This window comes from Nonomuraea rubra, assembly GCF_014207985.1.
Lineage (GTDB): Bacteria > Actinomycetota > Actinomycetes > Streptosporangiales > Streptosporangiaceae > Nonomuraea > Nonomuraea rubra.
Map to the genome: position 1 here is coordinate 11,523,539 of NZ_JACHMI010000001.1, position 21,709 is coordinate 11,545,247.

Here is a 21,709-nt window from a genome sequence, read left to right on the forward strand (position 1 = left end):
GACATCCGATGAAGACCTGGTACATCACGGGTGGCACCCCCGGTGGTTTCGGCATGGCGTACGCGAACGCCGCGCTGGAGGCCGGCGACCGCGTCGTGCTGACCACGCGCCGGCCGGCGGAACTGAGCGACTGGGCCGCCCGGCATCCGGAACGGGCGCTCGTCCTGCCCGTGGACGTCACCGACACCCGGCAGGTCCAGGAGAGCGTGGCCGAGGCCGAGAGCCGCTTCGGCGGCATCGACGTCCTGGTCAACAACGCCGGCCGCGGATGGTACGGCTCGGTCGAGGGCATGAGTGACGCCGACGTACGCAGGACGTTCGAGCTGAACTTCTTCTCGGTTCTCGCGGTCACCCGGGCCGTGCTGCCCGGCATGCGCAGGCGCGGGGGCGGCTCGATCATCAACATGTCCTCGGTCGCCGGCCTGGTCGGAGTGCCCGGCTTCGGCATCTACACCGCCGCCAAGTTCGCGATCGAGGGGTTGACGGAGGTGCTGCGCCAGGAGGTGGAGCCGTTCGGGATCAGGGTGCTCGCGGTGGAGCCCGGCGCGTTCCGCACGCGGGCCTACAGCGGGTTCGCCGACGAGCCGATCGACGAGCACCTCACGGACTACCAGCCGATGCTCGCGGCGGTGCGCGCCGCCATGATCGAGCAGGACGGCAGGCAGCCCGGCGATCCCGATCGTGGCGCCCGGGCCGTCGTCGCCGCGATCGACCAGGACGTCCTTCCCAAGCGGCTCGTCCTCGGCGGCGCGGGGTACGACGCCGTGGCCGGCCACCTGGACGCCATGATCGCCGAACTTCGTGGCCAGGAGGCCATCGCCCGCGGTGCGGACTTCCCCCGGAGCACCGGAGCGGCGGTGCGCACCGGCGGTGATGTTCCCGCAGGGTGATGATCCGGCTGTCCCTTGGTTTAAGTGTTTGCCGCCGCCCAGACCTCTCGGCTAGGAATCTCGCATGCTGAAGGGCAGTAAGGTCGGGCTCAGGGCCCGGCACGAGGACGACATCCCGGTCCTGCAGGCCGAGCTCTACGACGACGTGGTCACCCACTCGCGTGCCCAGGCCAGCCCGTGGCGCCCGATCACGCCCGGCTCCCAGGAGTCGCTGGTCCAGGTGGACGACAAGGCGCAGGGGTACGTCGCGTTCTCCGTGGTGGAGCTGGACGGCGGCGCGCTGGTCGGCACCGCGACGTTGTGGGGCATCGACACGCACAACCGGATGGCGCACATCGGGCTGGGGTTGCGGCCGTCCGCCCGCGGCAAGGGTTACGGCACCGACGTGGTGGCGGTGATGTGCCACTACGGGTTCGTGGTGCGCGGGCTGCACCGGCTGCAGATCGAGACGCTGGCGGACAACACCGCGATGTTGCGTTCCGCCGAGCGGAACGGGTTCGTGCGCGAGGGCGTGTTGCGCTCCTCGGCGTGGGTGATGGGCGAGTGGCTGGACGAGGTGCTGCTCGGGCTCCTCGCCCAGGACTACAAGCCGGAGCCGCAGGGCTAGGACGCCGCCGGACTGCCCGTCCCGCGAACGGCCAGGACGCCGCCGGACTGTCCGCCCCGCGAACGGCTTGGACGCCGCCGGACCGTGCGGCGCCGGCCGTTCAGCCGGGGACGGGCTCCAGGTCCGCGTGGTCGAAGGGCGGGTAGGTGTCGCGGCCCGTCCGCTCGGCCGCGTCGATGTAGTCGGCCAGCGCGCTGCGGGATTGGGCGAGGCGGACCATCTGGTCGTCGAGCCGCCGCAGCCGTGATCGCATCGCGGCCAGCAGCTCGGGACATCCGTACAGCTCAGGGGCCTCCCCGACCGCGCAGGGCAGCAGGTACGCGATGTCCTCCGACGATAGGCCGGCCCCGAGCAGGTGCCGGATCTGCTTCACCCGCAGCACCGCGCCCTCGTCGTACTCGCGGTAACCGTTCGCCCCGCGCTCTGCCTCCAGCAGGCCCTGGGCTTCGTAGTAACGCAACTGGTGGGCGTTGACGCCCGTCCGGCGGCTCAGTTCCCCGATTCGCATCGAAACCTCACTTGACCTTCATACCGGTCTCAACGTTGACGATGCTGCCATGAACGACAGAACCGCTACACCTGTGACAATCATCGGGCTCGGACTGATGGGACAGGCACTCGCCGGCGCGTTCCTGAAGGCCGGGCACCCCACGACCGTGTGGAACCGTACGGCGGCCAAGGCCGAGCAGCTGGTGGCAGGGGGCGCGCGGCTGGCACCTACGGTCGGCGACGCGCTCCAGGCGAGTCCCCTGACGATCGTCTGCGTCACCGACTACGGCGCCGTGCACGAGCTGATCAGCGAGAACGACCTGGAGGGCACGACGCTGATCAACCTGACCTCGGGCACCTCGGCCCAGGCCAGGGAGGCCGCCGAGCGCGGCGCCCGCTACCTGGACGGCGCCATCATGGCCATCCCGCCGGCGATCGGGACCGCCGAGGCGGTGATCCTGCTCAGCGGGCCGCACGCGGACTTCGCGGAGCACGAGCAGGCGCTCGGCGTGCTCGGCACTGTCACCTACCTCGGCGCGGACCCGGGACTGGCCTCCCTGTACGACGCGGCCGGGCTGGCCATGATGTGGAGCGTCCTGAACGCCTGGCTGCAGGGCACCGCACTGCTCAGGACGGCCGGGGTGGACGCGGCGACCTTCGCGCCGTTCGCCCGGGAGATCGCCACCGGGGTGGCCGGCTGGCTGCCGGGCTATGCCGAGCAGGTCGACAGGGGCGCCTTCCCCGCTGAGGTGTCGGCCCTGGAGACGGACGCGCGGGCGATGGCGCACCTGGTCGAGGAGAGCGAGGCGGCCGGGGTCAACGCCGAGCTGCCGAGGCTGATCAAGACGCTGGCCGACCGCGCGATCGCGGCGGGGCACGGCGGGGAGCAGTATCCCGTCCTGATCGAGGAGTTCGTCACCTCCCGCGACGGCTGACCCGCGATCACTCCGGGGTGGACCAGCTCCGGAGGGTGTGCGGCCCTTCGAGCACCGTGTCCTCGTAGACCTGGTCCGTGACGCGGATCTTCATGTAGTGCGTCCCGAAGAACACCCAGTAGTCGTTGGGCATGCCCGGCACGGGCAGCACCGCGTCGAGGCCCTGTTTGAACTCGCCGACCTTGCCGAACGTGCCGGTCCACGCGTCGAGGGGGGTCGGCCCGAAGGTGACCCGGCCGCGGGGGCCTGTGCCGGTCAGCGTGGTCCGCACGTACCGGCCGCCGGAGAACACCCAGAACTGCTGCTTGTCGTCCGGGACCGGCATCACGGCGTCGATGGGGCCGCCGGCGAGCTCGCCGAAGGCGTCCGCCCAGTCGGTGATCGGCCGCGGACCGGACACCAGCGTGTCGTCATGGTCCTGGTCGGCGCCGGCGAGCCGGATGCGGATGTACTGGGTGCCGGAGAAGACCCAGTATTCGCCGGGAGAGCCGGGGACCCGCATCGTCGCGTCCACGCCGTCCTGGAATCCCGGCAGGAGCCCGAGGGTGTCGCTCCACCTTCCGAGCGGGGCGGGCGCCTGAAGGGGCCGCACCGGGTAGCCCGACGGCGTGAGGCTCACCCGGACGTAGCGGTCGCCGGAGAACATCCAGTGCTGCTTCGGGTGGTCCGGGAGCGGCATCACGGCGTCGATGCGGGTCGGGGGCTCGGAAGCCACGGAGCTCGGGGGCGCGGGGCTCGCCGTCCCGCGAGCGGCGGGCGTCCCGCCGGCAGCGGCCGTGGCGTCGTCCGCCGAACGGCTCGTCAGCGCCACCATGGTGGCGGCGGCGCCGACCAGGGCGGCGACGGCGATCCCCGCCAGGCCGACGAGCTGGCGGCGGCGGCGCGGAGCCGGCGAGGGCATCGAGAGGTCGTAAGCGGTCGCGTCCGTTCCGGCGAAGGGCCGCAGCATCGCGCTCGCCTCCGCGATGGACGGCCGGGCGGCCGGGTCCTTGCGCAGCAGCGCTTCGAGCACCGGCCGCAGCGGCCCCGCGGCGGCCGGAAGCTCCGGCTCGGCCTCCGTGATGGCGTGCAGCACGCCGACCGGCGCCGGCCGCGCGAACGGGGAACGGCCCAGCAGCACGCACAGGGTGACGCCGAGGGAGAACAGATCGCTGGCCGGCCCCACGGCCCCGCCGTTCAGCCGCTCGGGAGCGATGAACTCGAACGACCCCACGACCGCGCCGCTCTCGGTGAGCGTGCCGGCCCCGGCCAGCGCCGCGATGCCGAAGTCGCACAGGACCACCCTGCCGTCGCGTCGCAGCAGGACGTTGGCCGGCTTGACGTCCCGGTGCAGCGCGCCCGCCGCGTGTACGGCCTCCAGGGCGGACAGCAGCTGCAGACCGATCCCCGCCACGTCGGACGGGCTCATCGGACCGGTGGCGGCGACGTGCTCCTTCAGGGAGGGCCCGTCCACGAGCTCCATCACCAGCCACAGCCGCTCGTCCTGGATCACGAGGTCGTAGACGTTGACGACGTTCGGGTGGGAGATCCGGGCGATGGCGTGCGCCTCCCTGTGCGTCCTGGCCTTGCCCGCCGCCTGCAGGTGCATCTCCTTCACGGCGACCGTACGTGCGAGGAGCTGATCGGTGGCCCGCCACACGGTGCCCATGCCCCCGCTGCCGAGCCGCTCCAGCAGCACATACCGATCAGAAGGCACTCGTGACCCCCCGTCTAGGTGAGGGTCACGATCCTCTCATTCCCGCCTGCGACCTCACGCCGATTCCAGGATGATCCGGGCAACCAGCTCCGGATCATCGCTCATCGGCACGTGACCGCACCCCTTCAGCAGCTTGACCCGCTGCCCCGACCACCGCGCCGCGCGTACGGCCTGGCGGCGCAGCAGCAGCCGGTCGTGCTCGCCCCACGCGATCGTGACGGGCGACTTCGGCGGCGCGGGCGGCATCAGCCCGCTGAACGACTCCAGCGTCTCGTCGAAGCCCGGCGCGTTGGCGAGCGCCTGCGTGGCGGCCATCAGGGCGGCCGGGTCGAGCCTGGCGGGGTGGGCGACGAGCAGCCCGGAGGCCACCGTACGGACCTGACGGTTCTCCAGCTGCTCCAGGGGCAGGGAGCGGGCCGAGGCGCGCATGGCGCGCAGCATCGCCTGGCAGTAGAGCAGCTCGGCGCGGGACCAGAAGCCGGCCGGGGAGAGGGCGACGGCGGAGCGTACGACACCGCGCGAGGCCAGCTCCAGCGCGATGTAGCCACCGAGGGAGTTGCCCGCCACGGCGGGCTCGCGGATGCCGAGCCGGGCGCAGAACGACTCGACCGCGTCGGCCAGCGACTCGGCGGTGTACGGGATGCGCGCCGGCAGCTCTGGCGAGACCCCGAAGCCGGGCAGGTCCACCGCGAACACCGTGCGCGCGGCGGCGAGCCGGTCGAGCACCGGCAGCCAGCCCTGCCAGTGGTGGCCGATGCCGTGGACGAGGATCAGCGGCGCGCCGGTGCCCCGGCGCTCGAAGGCCAGCTCCATGGCCGCCAGTGAATCACTCACCTGCCACGCGTGGGAATCTCGAACCAGACCGCTTTGCCTTCCCTGGTGGGCCGCGACCCCCAGCGCCTGGCGAGCTGGTCGACCAGGTAGAGGCCGCGCCCGCCCTCGTCGTTCTCGCCCGCGCTGCGGATCCGGGGCAGCCGCAGGTCCTGGTCGAACACCTCGACCCAGACCGACTCCTCGCCCCTGCGCAGCCGCAGCGTGAACTCCTTGTCGCCGACCACTTCGTCCTCGAAGCCCGGCACGTCCCAGGACTCCTCGAACGGCAGCGGCGGGCCCTCCACGACCAGCTCCCTGCGCGGCACCCCGGCGGTGGCGGCGTGCAGGACCACGTTGGTGACGACCTCGGAGACGAGCAGGCAGGCGAGCTCGGCGCGTTCCTCGGGCACGTTCCAGCTCGCGAACGCCTCGGCGGCCATCCGGCGCGCCTCGCCGACCATGATCGGCTGGGCGGGGAACGTGCGGGCCTCCACGTCGAGGTCCACGTCGCTGGAGCGGACCACGAGGATGGCCATGTCGTCGTCGATCTCGCCGGGCACCGCGACGGTGGCGGCGTCGGCGATGCGCTCGACCTCGGCCTCGGACATCTTGGCCAGCTTCTCGCAGAGCACGCCCAGCGTCTCGGCCTCGCTCGGCATCCGGCCGTCGCGGCCCGGGCGGCGGTCGACCAGGCCGTCGGTGTAGAGGAGCAGCGCCGCGCCAGGCGGCAGCGTGCGGGTCTCCTCCTTGTAGACCAGGTCGGCGTGCAGGCCCTTGGCGCGCACCCCGAGCGGCTGGCCGACCTCCTCGATGTCGAGCTCGACGCACTGCCCGTCGACCAGCAGCAGCGGCGGGGCGTGCCCGGCGTTGGCGAAGGAGAGCTGGCGGGACCAGGCGTCGTAGACGAGGTACTGGCAGGTCACGATGGGCGGGATGCTGACGTCGGCGCCGTTGTCGTCCTGCTCGGGGGTGGCGATGATGCGGGTCCACTCGTCGAGCCTGGCCAGGATGTCGGCCGGGGACTTGTCGTCCTGGGCGAAGGCCCGCAGCGCCGCCCTGAGCTGGCCCATGATGGCCGCGGCCTTGGCGCCCCTGCCCTCGACGTCGCCGATCACGATGCCGACGCGGCCGGCGGACAGCGGGATGACGTCGTACCAGTCGCCGCCGACCTGGGTCTGGATGCCCTGCCCGTGGGAGGCCAGCGGGGCGGCCGGGTAGTAGCGCACGGCGATCTGCAGGCCGTCGAGCTGCGGCAGCGCCCGGGGCAGCAGGTACTTCTGGAACGACTCGGCCGTGTGCCGCTCCTCCTCGAACAGCAGCGCGTTGTCGATGGCCAGCGCGACCCGGGTGGCGATGGCGCCCACGAAGTCGCGGTCGAAGGCGTCGTAGTGGGGGCTGCGGCGGTCGGTGAGGTTGGACAGGCCGAGGTACATCAGCCCCAGCGTCTCCCCCCGCACCAGCAGCGGAGCCACGATGGCGGAGGTCATGCCGATCTCGCCGCACAGGCGCGCGCTGCCCTCATGGGGGGCGGGGCTGCGGTTGGTGGAGAAGTCCTCGACCAGGATGGTCTCCTGGCGGCGGAGCGCGGTGTCAGCGTAGTGGCCGGAGGGGTAGCGGATCTCCGCGCCCACCGGCTTCCATGTTCCCGACGGGGGCGTCCACCCCTGTACGTGCTGCGAGACCCTGCGGACGAGCCGGTCGCCCTCCATCAGCTCGATGAAGCAGTGGTCGGCGAACTGGGGGACGAGCATCTCCGCGACCCGCTTGAGCGTCTCCTCGACGTACAGGGAGCCCGCCAGCCGCTCGCCGATGCGCTCCAGCAGCCCGAAGCGGTCCTTCTCCCGCTCGTTGCTGCGCAGCGCCTCGCGGGCCATGATGACGATCCCGGTCACCCCGCCCGACGCGGGGCGCAGCGGCACGGCCTGCGCGCGGACGTAGACGATCGTCCCGTCGCCGCGCCTGACGTCGAACGTGCCCTCCCACACGCCGCCCTTGAGCACGTGCTTGGCGAGCTCGATCGCCATCGGGTGGTCCTTCTCCATGATCCCGAGGGACAGGACGGACGAGTCACGCGAAGGCGACTTACCTTGCCGGCCGAAAAGTTTTTCGGCGAACGGATTCCAATAGAGGAGATTGCTGAAACGGTCGGTGACGACCACGGCCATTTCGGCGTGGTCGAGCACGGACCCGGCAGCAAGGTGATCAGCCGCTTCTTGTGACAGATCCCCCCATCGCTTCATCCGGAGACCACTCCTCGGGGTGGCGTGAATGCAAAGCGGACCACGGGCGCTCCTGCAACGGTCTTGGCCAGGGGAGAGTGGAGGGCCTCCCAGGAGGGATTCTACCAAGTAGCTGGGCGCGCGTCAGCGCTTGGAGACAAAAACGTGCGCGGCGACATCGCGCGGAAGCTCCGCGGGAGTATCCTTCGCGTCACCGTCACCTGTCACCCGTACACCGTCGTCGCTCGCCGCGAGCGTCACCTCGCGTCCGGGTTGTATCCCAACTTGCTTGAGTTTAAGCATCACAGCGGGATCGCTTTGCACTTGTTCGCTAATTCGACGCACGACTACCGGTGTGTCGCGTGTGCCGGCGAGGTCGCACATCGTCGTCAGCACGTCGTCGCCGCTCTCGACCGGCTCCCTGGCCCCCAGCTCGGCCAGCCCGGGGATCGGGTTGCCGTGCGGGCACACCGTCGGGTTGTCCAGCAGCGTCACCAGGCGCGACTCGACCGACTCCGACATGACGTGCTCCCAGCGGCACGCCTCGATGTGCACTTCTTCCCAGGGAAGGCCGATCACCTGCGTGAGCAGGCACTCGGCGAGGCGGTGCTTGCGCATCACCCGCGTGGCGAGCGTGCGGCCCAGCTCCGTCATCGACAGGTGGCGGTCACCCTCGACGCGGACGAGCCCGTCACGTTCCATACGGGCGACGGTCTGGCTGACTGTGGGGCCGCTCTGCTGAAGACGCTCCGCGATGCGGGCCCGCAGCGGGACGATGCCCTCTTCTTCGAGCTCGTAGATGGTACGGAGATACATCTCCGTGGTGTCGATCAGGCCGTGTGCGGTCAAGGCTCCTCCCAAGTGAATGGTACTTCGCCGGTCGTGGGACTGAGCCCGTCCGCTGCGGGCACAGGAGTCACAGGGAACCCTATTGGGAGAACGACCGGCGATGGTTAAGGACGGCAACAATGGGGCGGCCGAGTTCCTTCCCGACCGTCTCGATCTTGACGCGCTCCGGAGCGCCGCGGCCTGCTGCGAGGGCTGCGACCTGTACAGGAACGCCACGCAGACGGTGTTCGGCGAGGGGCCGAAGCAGGCGAGGTTCATGCTGGTCGGCGAGCAGCCGGGGGATCAGGAGGACCGGCAGGGGCACCCGTTCGTGGGCCCGGCGGGGCGCATTCTGGACAGAGGGCTGCAGGAGGCGGGAATCGAGCGGGACGACGTCTACCTCACCAACGCCGTCAAACACTTCTCTTTCACGCCACGGGGCAAGAGGCGGATCCATCAGAAACCCACGGCGGCCGAGATCGACGCCTGTCAGCCATGGCTCAACGCCGAGCTGGCCGTGGTGCGGCCCGAGGTGGTCGTGGTGCTCGGCGCGACGGCGGCGCGGTCGCTGCTGGGGCGGGCGTTCAAGGTGACGCAGCACCGCGGCGAGCCGGTGCCGCTCGGCGAGTCGCTGGCGGTGGCCACGATCCATCCGTCGGCCGTGCTGCGCGCGCCCGACAGGGACGTGGCGTACGCGGGCTTCCTCGCCGACCTCCAGGCAGCGGCGCGGGTCGCCTGAACGTCAGGCGGGAGACTTGCCCTTCGACGGGACCACGGCGGACGAGCCGGCGCGGTAGTTGCGGAACCCGGCGACCGACAGCCCGACGATCAGCACGGTGACGGCGCAGGCCAGGCCGCCGCCCACCCACGCCCCGGTGAGCCCGAAGGCCGTGGCCGTGGCGCCGGCCCGCAGGTCGCCCAGGCGCGGCCCGCCTGCCACGACCACCATGAACGCCCCCTGCAACCGCCCCCGCATCTCGTCCGGCGCGTAGAGCTGCAGGATCGACTGCCGCCACACCGAGGAGATCACGTCCGCCACCCCGCCGACGGCCATGAACAGCACGAGCAGCCACAGGTCGTGGACGAGCCCGGCGGCGGCCACGGCCAGCCCCCAGACGGCGATGACGACCGTCAGCGCCATCCCCTGCCGCTTGACCCTCCCCACCCAGCCGGAGAACAGCGCCCCGGCGACGGAGCCGATGGCCATGGCGGAGTTCATCCAGCCCAGCGCGATCAGGTCCCCGCCGAAGCGCACGGCGGTCAGCTCGGGGAAGAGCGCCCGCGGCAGGGCGAACACCATCGCGATGATGTCCACGACGAACGACATCAGCAGCACCGGGGTCCTGACGATGAAGCTGAGCCCGTCCAGGACGGACCTGGCACCCGGACGTTGCACCTCACCCAGCGGAGGCAGTGAGGGCAGCCTGAGCGCCGCGTAGAGGTTGGCGCTGAACAGGACGGCGTCCACCGCGTACGCCCAGGCGAACCCGCCGGACGACATCGCCACCCCGCCGACCATCGGGCCGAGTACCGCGCCCATGCTGTAGACGAGCGAGTTGAGCGCGTTCGCCGCGGGCACCAGCTCCGCGTCGAGGATCCTGGGGATGATCGCGCCCCGGGTCGGGCCGGTGATGGCGAAGCCGGTGGAGTTCAGCGCGACCGCGAGGAAGATCAGGTAGACGTTGTTCAGCCCGAGCAGCGCCTGGACGAGGATGAAGAGTGTGGCGGCCCAGGCGATCAGGGAGCCGGCGATGAGCAGCTTGCGCCGGTCGACGGCGTCGGCGACGGCCCCGCCCCACAGGCCGAAGACGATCAGCGGGATCAGGTTGGCGATGCCGATCAGGCCGACGTAGAACGACGACTGCGTGATCACGTAGACCTGCTGCCCGACCGCCACGACGGTCACGCCGACGCCGACGTGTGACACTGCCTGGCCCAGCCAGATCCGCCGGTACGCGGGAACGCCCAGCGGCCGGGTGTCTACGAGATGACGCTTGACCAGATCCCCGAATGCCACTTAACGAACATTAAGGGGCAAGTCTCTCCAGAACCCACCCGGGTCGCGTCCGCCGGTAGCGCAGCCGATCGTGCAACCGGTCGAGCTGTCCCTGCCAGAACTCCACCTCGATCGGGGCGACCCGGAAGCCGCCCCAGAAGTCGGGCACCGGCGGATCCTCCGGCCAGCGGGCCGCGAGCTCCTCGTACCGGGCGTCCAGCTCCTCCCTGGAACGCACGACCGCCGACTGCCGCGAGGCCCAGGCGCCGATGCGCGAGCCGTACGGGCGCGAGTCGAAGTACTCGGCCGACTCCGCGTGGGAGATCCTCGTCACAGTGCCCTCGATGCGCACCTGGCGGCGTACCGGGTGCCAGGGGAACAGCAGGGAGGCGCGCGGGTTCTCGGCCAGGTCGCGGCCCTTGCGCGACTCGTAGTTGGTGTAGAAGACGAATCCGCGTTCGTCGTAGCCCTTGAGCAGGACCGTCCTGGCGCTCGGGCGGCCGCCGGCGGAGGCGGTGGCCAGGACCATGGCGTTGGGTTCCGGCAGGCCGGCGTCGAGCGCGTCCTGGAACCAGGTGGTGAACTGCGCGATGGGGTCGGACGCGAGGTCTGATTCGAGCAACGGCTCGCCCTCGTACGTACGGCGAAGCCCCGCCAGCGTGGGCGGGCGCGGGGTGGCATCCACGAGACGATATTCTTGCGCGCTTGCGTGGTAGATCCCATGCACCGCTCCCGACCAGCGGGTTTGCCGGAACGGCGGGTCCCGAGACCGAGCATGAGCTGGGAGGGGGTTAAATTGACCCGCCGGTATCTCGACATCAAGGCATCGCGTTGCCGAAACATGGCAAGAAAGGGAGGCGGCCGAGTATGTCCGACTTCAAACCCGGGCTCGAAGGCGTCGTAGCTTTCGAGACCGAGATCGCGGAACCGGACAAAGAAGGGGGCGCCCTTCGATACCGGGGCGTCGACATCGAAGAGCTGGTCGGCCGTGTCCCGTTCGGGCACGTTTGGGGCCTGCTGGTCGACAATCAGTTCCAGCCGGGCCTGCCCCCGGCGGAGCCGTACCCCATTCCTGTCCACTCCGGTGACATCCGTGTAGACGTGCAGAGCGCGCTGGCGATGCTGGCCCCTGCCTACGGCTTCAAGCCCCTGCTCGACATCAGCGACGAGGAGGCCCGTGACCAGCTCGCCCGCGCCTCCGTCATGGCCCTGTCGTTCGTGGCGCAGTCCGCGCGCGGCCTCGGCCTGCCGATGGTGCCGCAGAGCAAGGTCGACGAGGCCAAGACCATCGTCGAGCGTTTCATGATCCGCTGGCGCGGTGAGCCTGATCCCAAGCACGTCAAGGCCATCGACGCCTACTGGACCTCGGCGGCCGAGCACGGCATGAACGCCTCGACGTTCACCGCCCGCGTCATCGCCTCCACCGGCGCCGACGTGGCCGCCGCGCTCTCCGGCGCCGTCGGCGCCATGTCCGGCCCGCTGCACGGCGGCGCTCCGGCGCGCGTCCTGCACATGATCGAGGGCGTCGAGCAGCTCGGCGACGCCAAGAAGTACGTCCAGAGCGAGCTCGACAAGGGCAACCGTCTCATGGGCTTCGGCCATCGCGTCTACCGCGCCGAGGACCCGCGCGCCCGCGTGCTGCGCCGTACGGCCAAGGAGCTCGACGCGCCCCGCTACGAGGTCGCCGCGGCGCTGGAGCAGGCCGCGCTGGAGGAGCTGCACGCCCGCAAGCCGGACCGCGTGCTGGCCACGAACGTGGAGTACTGGGCCGCCGTGGTGCTGGACTTCGCCGAGGTGCCCTCCCACATGTTCACCTCGATGTTCACCTGCGCGCGTACGGCCGGCTGGGCCGCGCACATCCTGGAGCAGAAGCGCACGGGCAGGCTGGTCCGCCCGAGTGCCACCTACACCGGTCCCACCTCGCGCCCGCTCAGCGAGCTCGAGGGCGCCGACGAGGTCGTCGGCAAGTACTGATTTCGTGGCGCGGCTACCGCGCGGCCCTGGACCAGGAAGGGCCGCCGCGGTAGCCGTTTCGCGTTCCCGGGGACGAAAGACCCTAGGGGAAAGTGGTTCCTTGACCGCCTCCTGTCAGAGGCTCAGCCTGGCGGCAGGCACCCTCGGCCCTCCCACGAGCAGGTATGACGTTCTGCGCGCGCCTGCCCTCCTCCGGTGTGAGGGTCAGTAAGGAGCACGTCATGGAGCCCACATCCGGCTTAACCAGGCGCGGCTTCCTCACCGGCGTAGGCGCCGGAGCCGCCGCACTGACGCTCACCCCCGCAGAGGCACTCGCCAAGGTCGTCACGGCACGCGCGGGAGGCCTGGCGACCTCCCCCGACCGGTTCGGCCGCATCTTCACGCTGGGCGCGTTCGCCGACCTCAACGCGCCCAGCCTGAGGACCGCGCTGATGGAGATGGGCCGTCCCGGCGGCCTGATCGACGCCAGGGACCCGCTGCAGGAAGGCCCGATCCGGCTGATCACCAACCCCGAGCTGAGCCCGAACAACCTCGACAACGCCACGCACACGGCCGGCACGACGTTCTTCGGCCAGTTCATCGACCACGACATGACCTTCGACGAGGGCTCGCCCCTCGGCGTGCCGACCGCGCCCGAGCAGTCGCCCAACACCAGGACCCCCGGCTTCGACCTCGACAGCGTCTACGGCGGCGGCCCGGCGGCCACCCCCCAGTACTACGACCCCGCCGACACCGCCAAGTTCCGGCTGGAGAGCGGCGGCCGGTTCGAGGACCTGCCGCGCAGGGCGAACCGTACGGCGATCATCCCCGACCCCCGCAACGACGAGAACCTGATGATCAGCGGGATGCACGCCGCGTTCCTGCTGTTCCACAACCGGGTCGTGGACCACCTGCGCGCCCAGGGGCAGCAGGGCAACGTGTTCGAGGCGGCCAGGCAGCAGGTCAGGTGGCACTACCAGTGGCTGGTGCTCAGGGAGTTCCTGCCGCAGATCGTCGGCCAGGGCGTCGTCGACGACCTCCTCGCGAACGGGCGGCGCTTCTACCGTCCGGTGGCCGGGCAGCAGTTCATCCCGGTCGAGTTCCAGGGCGCGGCCTACCGGTTCGGGCACAGCATGGTCAGGCCGTCGTACCGGGCGAACCTGGCGGGCAACCCCGACGGCACCGCCTTCTTCGGCTTCATCTTCGACCCCGCGGGACAGGGCCAGGCCGACCCGGTGGACCTGCGCGGCGGGGCCAGAGCGGCCAGGCGGTTCATCGGCTGGCAGACGTTCTTCGACTTCGGCGACGGCGAGGTGCGGCCGAACAAGCGCATCGACACCAGGGTCTCCACCCCGCTGTTCAACCTGCCGCTGGCCGCGATCCCGTCCGCGGACCCGCCGACCTCGCTGGCGCAGCGCAACCTGCTGCGGCACATCACCTGGTCGCTGCCGTCCGGGCAGAACATCGCGCGGGCCGTCGGCGTGCAGTCCCTGGAGGCGCAGCACTTCCCCGAGCTGCAGGCGATCGGGCACGGGCTGCCCTCCAGCACCCCGCTCTGGTACTACGTGCTCAAGGAGGCCGAGGTGCTGGGCGGCGGCCTCAGGCTGGCCGGGGTGGGGGCACGGATCGTGGGCGAGGTCTTCGTCGGGCTGCTGCAGCTCGATCCGGCCTCGTTCCTGCGCACCAACCCGTCCTGGCGGCCCACGCTGCCTCGGCGCTCCGGCCCGGCGGGCGACTTCAGGATGGTGGACCTGCTCACGTTCGCCCGGGTCGATCCGGCGAGCCGCGGCCAGTGAGCCTGCGGCGGGGGCGCTCGACCGGCATCAGGCCCGCGCGGTAGGCGTTGGTCAGCGCCTCCGACCGGTTGCGCGCGCCGAGCTTCACGAACAGCCTGGCCCTGGTGCTCTCCACGGTCTTGCCCGCGATGCCGAGCAGGCGGGCGGTCTGCTTGATGGTGTCGCCGCGCGCGATCGAGGCCAGCACCTGGGCCTCGCGCCCCGTGAGCCGCGGCGCGGGCCCGAGCCGGCGCACCATGCCCGCCCCCACCACCAGGTACTCCCGCGCCACCAGGTCCAGCACCGCGCACAGGTGGCCGGGCACGTCCCCCAGCCACAACACCGCGTACGCGCCCCGCGCCACGGCGTCGGTCACCGCGCACGGCCCCGGTGGGTCCGACGGCACGGCCACCGCGCGCGCCCCGAGCCGCCCAGGAAGCGCCCAGTCCGCCGGTACGGGGTCCACGAGCACCGCCGTGAGCCGGATGCCCTGCATCTCCTCCTCGTACGCCAGCGGCCCCCGCAAGGCCGCGAGCGCCCGCCCCGCACCGACCACCGCCCGCGTCACCACCTCGGCGGCGATCGGGCACCTGGCGTTCAGCACGACCAGCTCCCTGCCTCCCGCGCGCTCCGCGTGCGCGGGACCGGCGGGCTCCAGCAGGCCGAGGCCGCGGAAGACGGCCTGCCCCTGCCCCGCCACGCCGAGCTTGCGGTAGATGCGCCGCCGGTGGTTCTCCACCGCGCACCGGGAGAGCCGCAGCAGATCGGCGATCTCCTGGGCGCTGTGGCCTGAACCGGTCAGGGAGAGGATCTCCAGCTCTCTGGCGGTCAGGACGTCAGCGTCAGCCATGGCCATCAACGCCTCTTGCGACTTGTCTGGAAAGTGGGATTTCCTGGCGACTTCGTCAAGCCTTCGGTCAGGCACGAGCCGCTGACCTGGCGCGCGAGGTGAAAGTTTCACCGATCTCATACTCCGGACCGGGTGCAAGCCATTCCGTGCCGGTCGGTAGGCTCCGTTACGTGGCTGACATCGTTATTCCCGCTGACATCAAGCCCGCCGACGGCCGCTTCGGCTGCGGGCCCTCGAAGGTTCGCACCGAGCAACTGGCCGCGCTCGCCGCCTCCGGCGCGAGCCTGATGGGCACCTCGCACCGCCAGAAGCCGGTCAAGAACCTGGTCGGCCGCGTGCGCTCCGGTCTCGCCGACCTGTTCTCGCTGCCGGAGGGCTACCAGGTCGTGCTGGGCAACGGCGGCACCACCGCGTTCTGGGACATCGCCGCCTTCGGGCTGATCCGCGAGAAGTCGCAGCACCTGTCGTTCGGCGAGTTCTCCTCGAAGTTCGCCGCGGTCACCAAGAAGGCGCCCTGGCTGGGCGAGCCGAGCGTGATCAAGTCCGAGGTGGGCACCCACCCCGAGGCCGTCGCCGAGGACGGCGTGGACGCCTACGCGCTCACCCACAACGAGACCTCGACCGGCGTGGCCATGCCGATCAAGCGCGTCGGCTCCGACGACTCGCTGGTGCTCGTGGACGCCACCTCCGGCGCCGGCGGCCTGCCCGTCGACCTGAACGAGACGGACGTCTACTACTTCGCGCCGCAGAAGAGCTTCGCCTCCGACGGCGGCCTGTGGATCGCGATCATGTCGCCGCGCGCCCTGGCCAGGGTCGAGGAGATCGCCGCGAGCGGCCGGTACGTGCCGGAGTTCTTCAGCCTGCCGGTCGCGATCGACAACTCCGCCAAGGACCAGACCTACAACACCCCGGCGGTGGCCACGCTGTTCCTGCTGGCCGACCAGCTCGACTGGATGAACGGCAACGGCGGCCTGGCCTGGACCACCGCCCGCACCGCCGAGTCCAGCCAGCGCCTCTACACCTGGGCGGAGAAGTCGGCCTACGCCACGCCGTTCGCCGCTCCCGAGTTCCGCTCCCAGGTGGTCGGCACGATCGACTTCAGCGACTCCGTCGACGCCGCCGCCGTGGCCAAGGTGCTGCGCGCCAACGACATCGTCGACACCGAGCCGTACCGCAAGCTGGGCCGCAACCAGCTGCGCATCGCGATGTTCCCGGCCGTCGACCCGGCCGACATCGAGGCGCTGACGACCTGCGTCGACTACGTGGTCGAGCGCCTCTAGTCAGCCTCCGGACCGTCGAGGAGGAGGGCGATCGCGCCCTCCTCCTCCTTGTCGTTGCGCCCCTACGAGTAGGAACCCTTCTTGCCCGCCAATCCCCCATCCGCCCGGCCGAAGAGCCTGGGCTACCTGATGTTCGCCAGCCGCTGGCTCCAGGTCCCGCTCTACCTGGGTCTCATCGTCGCCCAGGCCGTGTACGTCTACCAGTTCGCGCTGGAGCTGTGGCACCTGATCGAGACCGTGTTCCTGCACGGTGACGCCCCGGTCGCGGGGGCGCCGTCGCCCGAGGTCGTGGTCATGCTCACGGTGCTGGCCCTCATCGACGTGGTGATGATCTCGAACCTGCTGATCATGGTGATCATCGGGGGCTACGAGACGTTCGTCTCGCGCATCGACCTCAACGACCACCCCGACGAGCCGGAGTGGCTCTCCCACGTCAACGCGAACGTGCTGAAGGTCAAGCTGGCCACGGCCATCATCGGGATCTCGTCGGTGCACCTGCTGCAGACGTTCATCCGGGCGCAGAGCACGCCGAACGACAAGATCATGTGGCAGACGCTGATCCATCTGGCGTTCGTGGCGTCGGCCGTGGGCCTGGCCTACATCGACCGGTTGCTGGCCACGTCACCGGCCGAGCACACGCGCTCCCACCTCTAGCGCGCCCGGGAGCGGGGGGCGCCACGCGCGGGGACGGGCTCCTCCTCTTCCTCCTCCTCGTACTCGCCCTCCTCTTCCGGCTCCTCGTACTCGTCCTCTTCCTCTTCCGGCTCCTCGCCTTCCTCTTCCTCCTCCTCGGGCTCCTCCTCCTCGGGCTCCTTCTCCTCGGGCTCCTCCTTTTCGTACTCGTCCGCTGCTTCCTCCGGCTGCTCCTCTTCCTCGGCGGCGCGCTCCTCCTCCAGCGCCGTCTCGTGATCCTTGACGACCTCGCCGTCGCGGATCTCGCCGCGCCAGCCGTCGCCCACGTCGTCGGGATGCAGGAGGAGGTGCGCCATCACGTGCCGCCTGAAGTGCTTGAGCTCCAGCCGTACGCGCCGCCCCTGGGCGCGCCACAGGTTGCCGGTACGCTCGAACAGCCCCTGCGGGTGGTACTCCAGCGCCACCAGGATGCGGGTGAGGTCGTCGGTGAGCTCGTGGAAGGTCACCGCGCCGTCGACGAACCCCTTCGGGCCCTCGGACCTCCAGATGATCCGCTGGTCGGGGATCTGCTCGACGATGTGCGCCTTCCAGTTCCTGTGGGACCAGAAGACCTGGGCCTTCCACATGGAGTCGTTGTCCGACTCCCGCTTGACGTTCTCGACCTTCTTCATGAACGTCGGGAAGTCCTCGAACATGGTCCACTGGTTGTAGACCAGGCGCCGGGGAGCACCGACGTCGATGGTCTCGACGATGTTGGTGATCTTCCGGTTTCCCTTGTCGCCCTTGCCGGTGAGCTTCTGCATGAGGCCCTTGAGCCCGCCCTTGAGCCCGCCCTTCAGGCCGCCCTTGATGGCTCCGCTCATCATTCCGCCGCCGATGCCCGGGCTGTCGCCCCCGGAGCCGGTCACCGCGCCGAGGAGGCTGGATCCCTTGCCACCGGCGTAGTCGGCCAGCCGGCCGGTCAGCCCTTCGAGCTTGTCCTCGGCGCGGGAGAGCGCCCGGCCTGCCGCGGCGTGCAGCAGGTTCCGCGCCTCCTCCTTGAGCCGGTCGGTGGGCAGGTTCCTGACGATCTCCTGCCCGGCCTCCTTCGCCGCGCCGGCCACCGCTCGCGTGGTGCCCTTCGCGGCTCCGGCCAGCGTCCCAGTGGCCCCCTTCGCCGCGGGGGCCGCCTGCTCGCCCGTGCTCTTCGCCGCGCCGGCCAGGCGCCTGCCTGCGCCGGCGGCTTGCCTGGCCGTTCCTGTCCCGGCTCGTCCCGCCGCTCGGGCCACCCTCCTGGCTCGCCCGGCCTCTGTCTCAGCCATGCGTGCTCCCCCTCACAGCCCGGCGCGTCCGCCGCAGCATGCGGGGCCGCCGATGGGTCCTCTCGGGTTCTTCCGGCTCCTGAGCCGTCGGTTCCGGCTCCTCGCCCTCGTCCTCGTACTCGGCGGCGTCCTCGGGTTCGTCCCGTGGCTCGTCCCGTGGCTCGTCCTGCGGCTCGTCCCGTGGCTCGTCCTGCGGCTCGTCCCGTGGCTCGTCCTGCGGCTCGCCCGCCCCGTTCCGCGCGCGTTCGGACGCGTCCGCCTGCTCCGTGTCGTCGCCGGGCTTCTTCTCCGGCGTCCGCAGAGCCTCGGCGCGCTCGTGCAGCTTGTCGCTCAGGGAGTCGATCTGCCTGCCGGCCGCGGCGACCGCCGCCGCCTTGCCGACTTCCAGAAGATCTCCACGCAGGCGGTCGACGATCGGCGCCACGTCCGCGGAGGAGGTGAGGCTCTTGATCCCCTGCGACAGCAGCCCACCGCCACCGCCACCACCCTTGCCCCCGCGCGCGCGACCGGCAGCCCCGGCCGCCGCCAGTGCCACGGCCATGCGCAGTTTCTTGCGCCGGCCGAGGAAGTACCCGGCGAGCAGGGCAAGCCCAATGCGCATCTTGTTCGACATGGTCAGCGCTCCCGTCCTTCAGCAGCTCTGACCGACGCCTGCCCGCGTTCGGGCTAAGGACCCGAGGTAGGGAGAAAGATGGACAATTCTTATCAGAACGGGTACTGGGCGGCCGGCTTCACCTCGCGCCGCGGCCTGCGCCGCAGCACCCAGGCGGCCACCACGCCGCCGATGAGCCCGAACAGGTGCCCCTGCCAGGAGATGCCCTGCTGGTTCGGCAGCAGCCCCGCCAGGATCCCCCAGTACGCGATGCCCACGCCGACCCCGATGACGATGTCGAGCACCCTGCGGTCGAACAGCCCGCGGGCCAGGATGAAGCCGAAGTAGCCGAACACCAGCCCGCTCGCCCCGATCGTGACGAACTCCGGGCTGGTCGTCGCCCAGGTGCCCAGGCCGCCGATGACGATGATCAGCACGGTGGCCCAGAGGAACTTGGGCACGTCCCGCATGCCTGCCAGGAAGCCCAGCACGAGCAGCGGCACCGAGTTGGCCATCAGGTGCCCGAAGCCGCCGTGCAGGAACGGCGCGAAGAGGATGCCCACCAGGCCGTCGGGATCCCAGCCGACGATGCCGAACTGGTAGTCGAGCGCGCCGCCGAGGAAGAAGTCGACCCCCTCGACCACCCACATGACCGCGACCATGCCGACCACGAGGATCAGCGCGCTGAGCGCGCCGGAGAGGAGCGCTCCGGCCCCGCGCTTGGCCGACTCGAACCTGGAACCCGAATAGTCGCTCATGCGCTCTCCCGGTAACTTGTCTCCTCTCTCTTTACCGTATCCAGGCAGAGCTATGCGCGCGCTAAAGGAGACCCCTCCCGTTCCATGAGGAAGACGGGAGGGGGACGGTCATTCGCCCTTCCACTGGGGCGCGCGCTTCTCGGCGAAAGCGGCGGCGCCCTCCATGGCGTCCTTCGAACCGAAGACCGGGTTGATGATCGCGCCCTGCTTCTCGAACATCTCCTCCAGCGACCAGTCCTGCGACTCGATGACCACCTTCTTGGTCGCGGCGAGCGCCAGCGGGGCGTTGGCGGCGATCTTCCTGGCCAGCTCCAGGGCGCCCTCCAGGGCCGCGCCCGGCTCGGTGATCCGGTTGACCAGGCCGAGCTCGTACAGGCGGGCGGCCTCGTAGTGGTCGCCGGTCAGCGCCATCTCCATGGCCACGTGGTACGGGATCCGCCGCGGCAGCCGCATGATCCCGCCCGCGCCCGCCACCAGGCCGCGCTTGGGCTCCGGCAGGCCGAACTTCGACGCCGACGAGGCCACGATGACGTCGCAGGCCAGCGCCAGCTCGAACCCGCCCGCCAGCGCGTACCCCTCGACGGCTGCCACCAGCGGCTTCTTCGGCGGCGCCTCGGTCAGCCCGCCGAACCCGCGGCCCTTGACCACCGGGAAGTCCCCGGACAGGAACCCCTTGAGGTCCATGCCCGCGGAGAACGTGCCGCCGGCGCCGGTCAGAACATAGGCGGAGATGTCGGGACGGGCGTCCAGCGTGTCCAGCGCCTCGGCGACGCCCCTCGCCACGGCCCCGTTGATGGCGTTGCGCGCCTGGGGGCGGTTGATGGTGAGGATCGCCACATGGCCGGACTCTTCGACGAGCACTTCGTCAGACACGGGACCTGCCTTACTTGGGCTGGAAGCGGATGCCGCCGTCGAAGCGGATGACCTCGGCGTTCATGTAGTCGTTCTCGACGAGCGACCTGACCAGGTGGGCGAACTCGTCGGCCCGGCCCATGCGCTTGGGGAAGACCACCGGCGCCACCAGCTTGGCCTTGAACTCCTCGGAGTTGGGCGAGAAGCCGTAGATGGGGGTGTCGATGATGCCGGGGCAGATCGTGTTCACGCGTACGCCGATGGCGGCCAGGTCGCGGGCGGCGGGCACGGTCATGCCCACGATGCCGCCCTTGGAGGCCGAGTAGGCGAGCTGCCCCGTCTGCCCCTCCAGCGCGGCCACGGACGCCGTGTTGATCACCACGCCGCGCTGGCCGTCGGCGTCGGCCGGCTCGGTCTTGGCGATGGCGGCCGCGGCGATGCGCATGAGGTTGAACGTGCCGATCAGGTTGACCTCGATGACCTTGCGGTAAGTGGCCGGGTTGTGCGGGTTGCCGTCACGGTTGACCGTACGCTCGGCCCAGCCGATGCCGGCGCTGTTGACCACCACGCGCAGCGGCTTGCCGGTCGCCACGGCGGCGTCCACGGCCGCCTGCACCTGCTCGTCGTCGGAGACGTCCGTCTTGGCGAAGACGCCGCCGATCTCGTCGGCGACGGCCTTGCCGCGCTCCTCGTTGAGGTCGGCGATGACCACGGTGGCGCCCGCCTGGGCCAGCAGGCGGGCCGTGGCCTCACCGAGGCCGCTGGCGCCGCCGGAGATGATTGCTGCAGATCCGTTCACGTCCATGGCTGGACCCTAACCCGCAGACCGAATGAAGTTCTACTCGGGGCCGGTTAAATCTCACCCACGGCGGTGTCCACGTCGGAGTACACCTTGATCCGCCGGTCCAGGCCGGTCGTGCGGAGGATGCGCGCCACCGGCGCCTGCGGCGCCGCCAGGGACACGCCGCCGCCCTCCCCCGTGGCCAGCCGCCAGGCCTCGATCAGCACCGACAGGCCGCTGGAGTCCATGAACGACAGTTGCTGGAGATCGAGCACGAGCCGCGCGCTGTCCTGCTTGATGGCGTCACGCACCTCGTCACGCAGGAACGGTGCGGTGAACAGGTCAAGCTCTCCCTCGACGGCCACCACCACGGCGTCGCCCAGGGCGTGTCGCGCAAGCCGCAGCTTCATGGGCCCCTCCTCGATGAGCCACTGTACTTCGACATCCCCGGATACCGGGCA

The 21,709-nt window shown here is 70.7% G+C and carries 22 protein-coding genes; 8 read left to right on the top strand and 14 right to left on the bottom strand.

Annotated elements, in window-relative coordinates:
* Nucleotides 1–8: 8 nt before the first annotated feature.
* Nucleotides 9–890 carry an SDR family NAD(P)-dependent oxidoreductase gene (locus tag HD593_RS52635; RefSeq protein WP_185110353.1) on the top strand — a complete coding sequence of 294 codons (882 nt, stop codon included), beginning with the start codon at nucleotides 9–11 and terminating at the stop codon, nucleotides 888–890.
* Nucleotides 891–954: 64 nt separating this feature from the next.
* The gene (locus HD593_RS52640; protein WP_185110354.1) at nucleotides 955–1,497 is read left to right on the top strand and encodes a GNAT family N-acetyltransferase; all 543 of its coding nucleotides are present in this window, start codon (nucleotides 955–957) and stop codon (nucleotides 1,495–1,497) included.
* Between the two features lie 100 nt (nucleotides 1,498–1,597).
* On the opposite strand, the gene HD593_RS52645 is transcribed toward HD593_RS52640, so the two are convergent.
* On the bottom strand, nucleotides 1,598–2,005 hold the full coding sequence (locus tag HD593_RS52645) for a MerR family transcriptional regulator (protein ID WP_185110355.1): 408 nt from the start codon (nucleotides 2,003–2,005) through the stop codon (nucleotides 1,598–1,600).
* Between the two features lie 49 nt (nucleotides 2,006–2,054).
* Here HD593_RS52645 and HD593_RS52650 point away from each other — a divergent pair, with 49 nt between their 5' ends.
* Complete coding sequence (locus tag HD593_RS52650; protein ID WP_185110356.1) at nucleotides 2,055–2,921, top strand: NAD(P)-dependent oxidoreductase; 867 nt, start codon at nucleotides 2,055–2,057, stop codon at nucleotides 2,919–2,921.
* 7 nt (nucleotides 2,922–2,928) lie between these two features.
* Here the strand turns inward: HD593_RS52650 and HD593_RS52655 are convergent, their stop codons facing one another.
* The 4 genes from HD593_RS52655 to HD593_RS52670 form a co-directional block, all read right to left on the bottom strand.
* A complete protein-coding gene (locus tag HD593_RS52655; RefSeq protein ID WP_185110357.1) occupies nucleotides 2,929–4,617 on the bottom strand; it encodes a serine/threonine-protein kinase in 1,689 nt (562 codons plus the stop codon).
* A gap of 54 nt (nucleotides 4,618–4,671) precedes the next feature.
* Nucleotides 4,672–5,451, bottom strand: a complete 780-nt coding sequence (locus HD593_RS52660) for an alpha/beta fold hydrolase (protein WP_312904362.1) — start codon at nucleotides 5,449–5,451, stop codon at nucleotides 4,672–4,674.
* The gene (locus HD593_RS52665) at nucleotides 5,448–7,670 is read right to left on the bottom strand and encodes an ATP-binding SpoIIE family protein phosphatase (protein WP_185110358.1); all 2,223 of its coding nucleotides are present in this window, start codon (nucleotides 7,668–7,670) and stop codon (nucleotides 5,448–5,450) included. Before HD593_RS52665 ends, HD593_RS52660 begins: the two co-directional genes overlap by 4 nt.
* A 123-nt stretch (nucleotides 7,671–7,793) precedes the next feature.
* Entirely contained in the window at nucleotides 7,794–8,498 is a 705-nt protein-coding gene (locus tag HD593_RS52670) for an iron-dependent transcriptional repressor DtxR (RefSeq protein ID WP_185110359.1), read from the bottom strand.
* Between the two features lie 100 nt (nucleotides 8,499–8,598).
* Here HD593_RS52670 and HD593_RS52675 point away from each other — a divergent pair, with 100 nt between their 5' ends.
* Nucleotides 8,599–9,216: a UdgX family uracil-DNA binding protein gene (locus HD593_RS52675; protein WP_185110360.1), complete on the top strand. Its 618-nt coding sequence runs from the start codon at nucleotides 8,599–8,601 to the stop codon at nucleotides 9,214–9,216.
* A 3-nt stretch (nucleotides 9,217–9,219) separates the two neighbouring features.
* On the opposite strand, the gene HD593_RS52680 is transcribed toward HD593_RS52675, so the two are convergent.
* A complete protein-coding gene (locus HD593_RS52680) occupies nucleotides 9,220–10,494 on the bottom strand; it encodes an MFS transporter (protein WP_185110361.1) in 1,275 nt (424 codons plus the stop codon).
* A 10-nt stretch (nucleotides 10,495–10,504) separates the two neighbouring features.
* On the bottom strand, nucleotides 10,505–11,158 hold the full coding sequence (gene pdxH / locus HD593_RS52685) for a pyridoxamine 5'-phosphate oxidase (protein ID WP_185110362.1): 654 nt from the start codon (nucleotides 11,156–11,158) through the stop codon (nucleotides 10,505–10,507).
* A 182-nt stretch (nucleotides 11,159–11,340) separates the two neighbouring features.
* Here pdxH and HD593_RS52690 point away from each other — a divergent pair, with 182 nt between their 5' ends.
* Together HD593_RS52690 and HD593_RS52695 are read left to right on the top strand one after the other, a co-directional pair.
* The gene (locus tag HD593_RS52690) at nucleotides 11,341–12,447 is read left to right on the top strand and encodes a citrate synthase 2 (protein WP_185110363.1); all 1,107 of its coding nucleotides are present in this window, start codon (nucleotides 11,341–11,343) and stop codon (nucleotides 12,445–12,447) included.
* Nucleotides 12,448–12,668: 221 nt separating this feature from the next.
* On the top strand, nucleotides 12,669–14,222 hold the full coding sequence (locus tag HD593_RS52695) for a peroxidase family protein (RefSeq protein WP_185110364.1): 1,554 nt from the start codon (nucleotides 12,669–12,671) through the stop codon (nucleotides 14,220–14,222).
* On the opposite strand, the gene HD593_RS52700 is transcribed toward HD593_RS52695, so the two are convergent.
* Nucleotides 14,182–15,051, bottom strand: a complete 870-nt coding sequence (locus HD593_RS52700; RefSeq protein WP_246547212.1) for a LuxR C-terminal-related transcriptional regulator — start codon at nucleotides 15,049–15,051, stop codon at nucleotides 14,182–14,184. The genes HD593_RS52695 and HD593_RS52700 overlap by 41 nt on opposite strands.
* A gap of 170 nt (nucleotides 15,052–15,221) precedes the next feature.
* Here HD593_RS52700 and serC point away from each other — a divergent pair, with 170 nt between their 5' ends.
* Both serC and HD593_RS52710 read left to right on the top strand, forming a co-directional pair.
* A complete protein-coding gene (gene serC / locus HD593_RS52705; protein WP_185110366.1) occupies nucleotides 15,222–16,331 on the top strand; it encodes a phosphoserine transaminase in 1,110 nt (369 codons plus the stop codon).
* Nucleotides 16,332–16,412: 81 nt separating this feature from the next.
* Entirely contained in the window at nucleotides 16,413–16,985 is a 573-nt protein-coding gene (locus HD593_RS52710) for a TIGR00645 family protein (RefSeq protein WP_246547214.1), read from the top strand.
* Here HD593_RS52710 and HD593_RS52715 read toward each other — a convergent pair.
* From HD593_RS52715 to HD593_RS52740, 6 genes are all read right to left on the bottom strand, one after another.
* Entirely contained in the window at nucleotides 16,982–18,265 is a 1,284-nt protein-coding gene (locus HD593_RS52715; RefSeq protein ID WP_185110367.1) for an SRPBCC family protein, read from the bottom strand. The genes HD593_RS52710 and HD593_RS52715 overlap by 4 nt on opposite strands.
* Complete coding sequence (locus tag HD593_RS52720; RefSeq protein ID WP_185110368.1) at nucleotides 18,258–18,866, bottom strand: hypothetical protein; 609 nt, start codon at nucleotides 18,864–18,866, stop codon at nucleotides 18,258–18,260. The genes HD593_RS52715 and HD593_RS52720 overlap by 8 nt, the downstream gene beginning before the upstream one ends.
* Before the next feature lie 104 nt (nucleotides 18,867–18,970).
* Complete coding sequence (locus HD593_RS52725) at nucleotides 18,971–19,615, bottom strand: rhomboid family intramembrane serine protease (protein WP_185110369.1); 645 nt, start codon at nucleotides 19,613–19,615, stop codon at nucleotides 18,971–18,973.
* A 108-nt stretch (nucleotides 19,616–19,723) separates the two neighbouring features.
* Nucleotides 19,724–20,488, bottom strand: coding sequence for a crotonase/enoyl-CoA hydratase family protein (locus tag HD593_RS52730; RefSeq protein WP_185110370.1), 765 nt, complete (start codon nucleotides 20,486–20,488; stop codon nucleotides 19,724–19,726).
* A 10-nt stretch (nucleotides 20,489–20,498) separates the two neighbouring features.
* A complete protein-coding gene (locus HD593_RS52735) occupies nucleotides 20,499–21,272 on the bottom strand; it encodes an SDR family NAD(P)-dependent oxidoreductase (protein ID WP_185110371.1) in 774 nt (257 codons plus the stop codon).
* 47 nt (nucleotides 21,273–21,319) lie between these two features.
* A complete protein-coding gene (locus HD593_RS52740) occupies nucleotides 21,320–21,658 on the bottom strand; it encodes an STAS domain-containing protein (protein ID WP_148442055.1) in 339 nt (112 codons plus the stop codon).
* Nucleotides 21,659–21,709: the final 51 nt, after the last annotated feature.

Excerpts from the sequence above, each read along its gene's own strand:
- HD593_RS52635 (WP_185110353.1), top strand. The coding sequence starts at position 9 with ATGAAGACCTGGTACATCACGGGTGGCACCCCCGGTGGTTTCGGCATG.
- HD593_RS52640 (WP_185110354.1), top strand. The coding sequence starts at position 955 with ATGCTGAAGGGCAGTAAGGTCGGGCTCAGGGCCCGGCACGAGGACGAC.
- HD593_RS52645 (WP_185110355.1), bottom strand. The coding sequence starts at position 2,005 with ATGCGAATCGGGGAACTGAGCCGCCGGACGGGCGTCAACGCCCACCAG.
- HD593_RS52650 (WP_185110356.1), top strand. The coding sequence starts at position 2,055 with ATGAACGACAGAACCGCTACACCTGTGACAATCATCGGGCTCGGACTG.
- HD593_RS52665 (WP_185110358.1), bottom strand. The coding sequence starts at position 7,670 with ATGAAGCGATGGGGGGATCTGTCACAAGAAGCGGCTGATCACCTTGCT.
- HD593_RS52675 (WP_185110360.1), top strand. The coding sequence starts at position 8,599 with ATGGTTAAGGACGGCAACAATGGGGCGGCCGAGTTCCTTCCCGACCGT.
- HD593_RS52690 (WP_185110363.1), top strand. The coding sequence starts at position 11,341 with ATGTCCGACTTCAAACCCGGGCTCGAAGGCGTCGTAGCTTTCGAGACC.
- HD593_RS52695 (WP_185110364.1), top strand. The coding sequence starts at position 12,669 with ATGGAGCCCACATCCGGCTTAACCAGGCGCGGCTTCCTCACCGGCGTA.
- HD593_RS52700 (WP_246547212.1), bottom strand. The coding sequence starts at position 15,051 with ATGGCTGACGCTGACGTCCTGACCGCCAGAGAGCTGGAGATCCTCTCC.
- HD593_RS52715 (WP_185110367.1), bottom strand. The coding sequence starts at position 18,265 with ATGGCTGAGACAGAGGCCGGGCGAGCCAGGAGGGTGGCCCGAGCGGCG.
- HD593_RS52720 (WP_185110368.1), bottom strand. The coding sequence starts at position 18,866 with ATGCGCATTGGGCTTGCCCTGCTCGCCGGGTACTTCCTCGGCCGGCGC.
- HD593_RS52725 (WP_185110369.1), bottom strand. The coding sequence starts at position 19,615 with ATGAGCGACTATTCGGGTTCCAGGTTCGAGTCGGCCAAGCGCGGGGCC.
- HD593_RS52735 (WP_185110371.1), bottom strand. The coding sequence starts at position 21,272 with ATGGACGTGAACGGATCTGCAGCAATCATCTCCGGCGGCGCCAGCGGC.
- HD593_RS52740 (WP_148442055.1), bottom strand. The coding sequence starts at position 21,658 with ATGAAGCTGCGGCTTGCGCGACACGCCCTGGGCGACGCCGTGGTGGTG.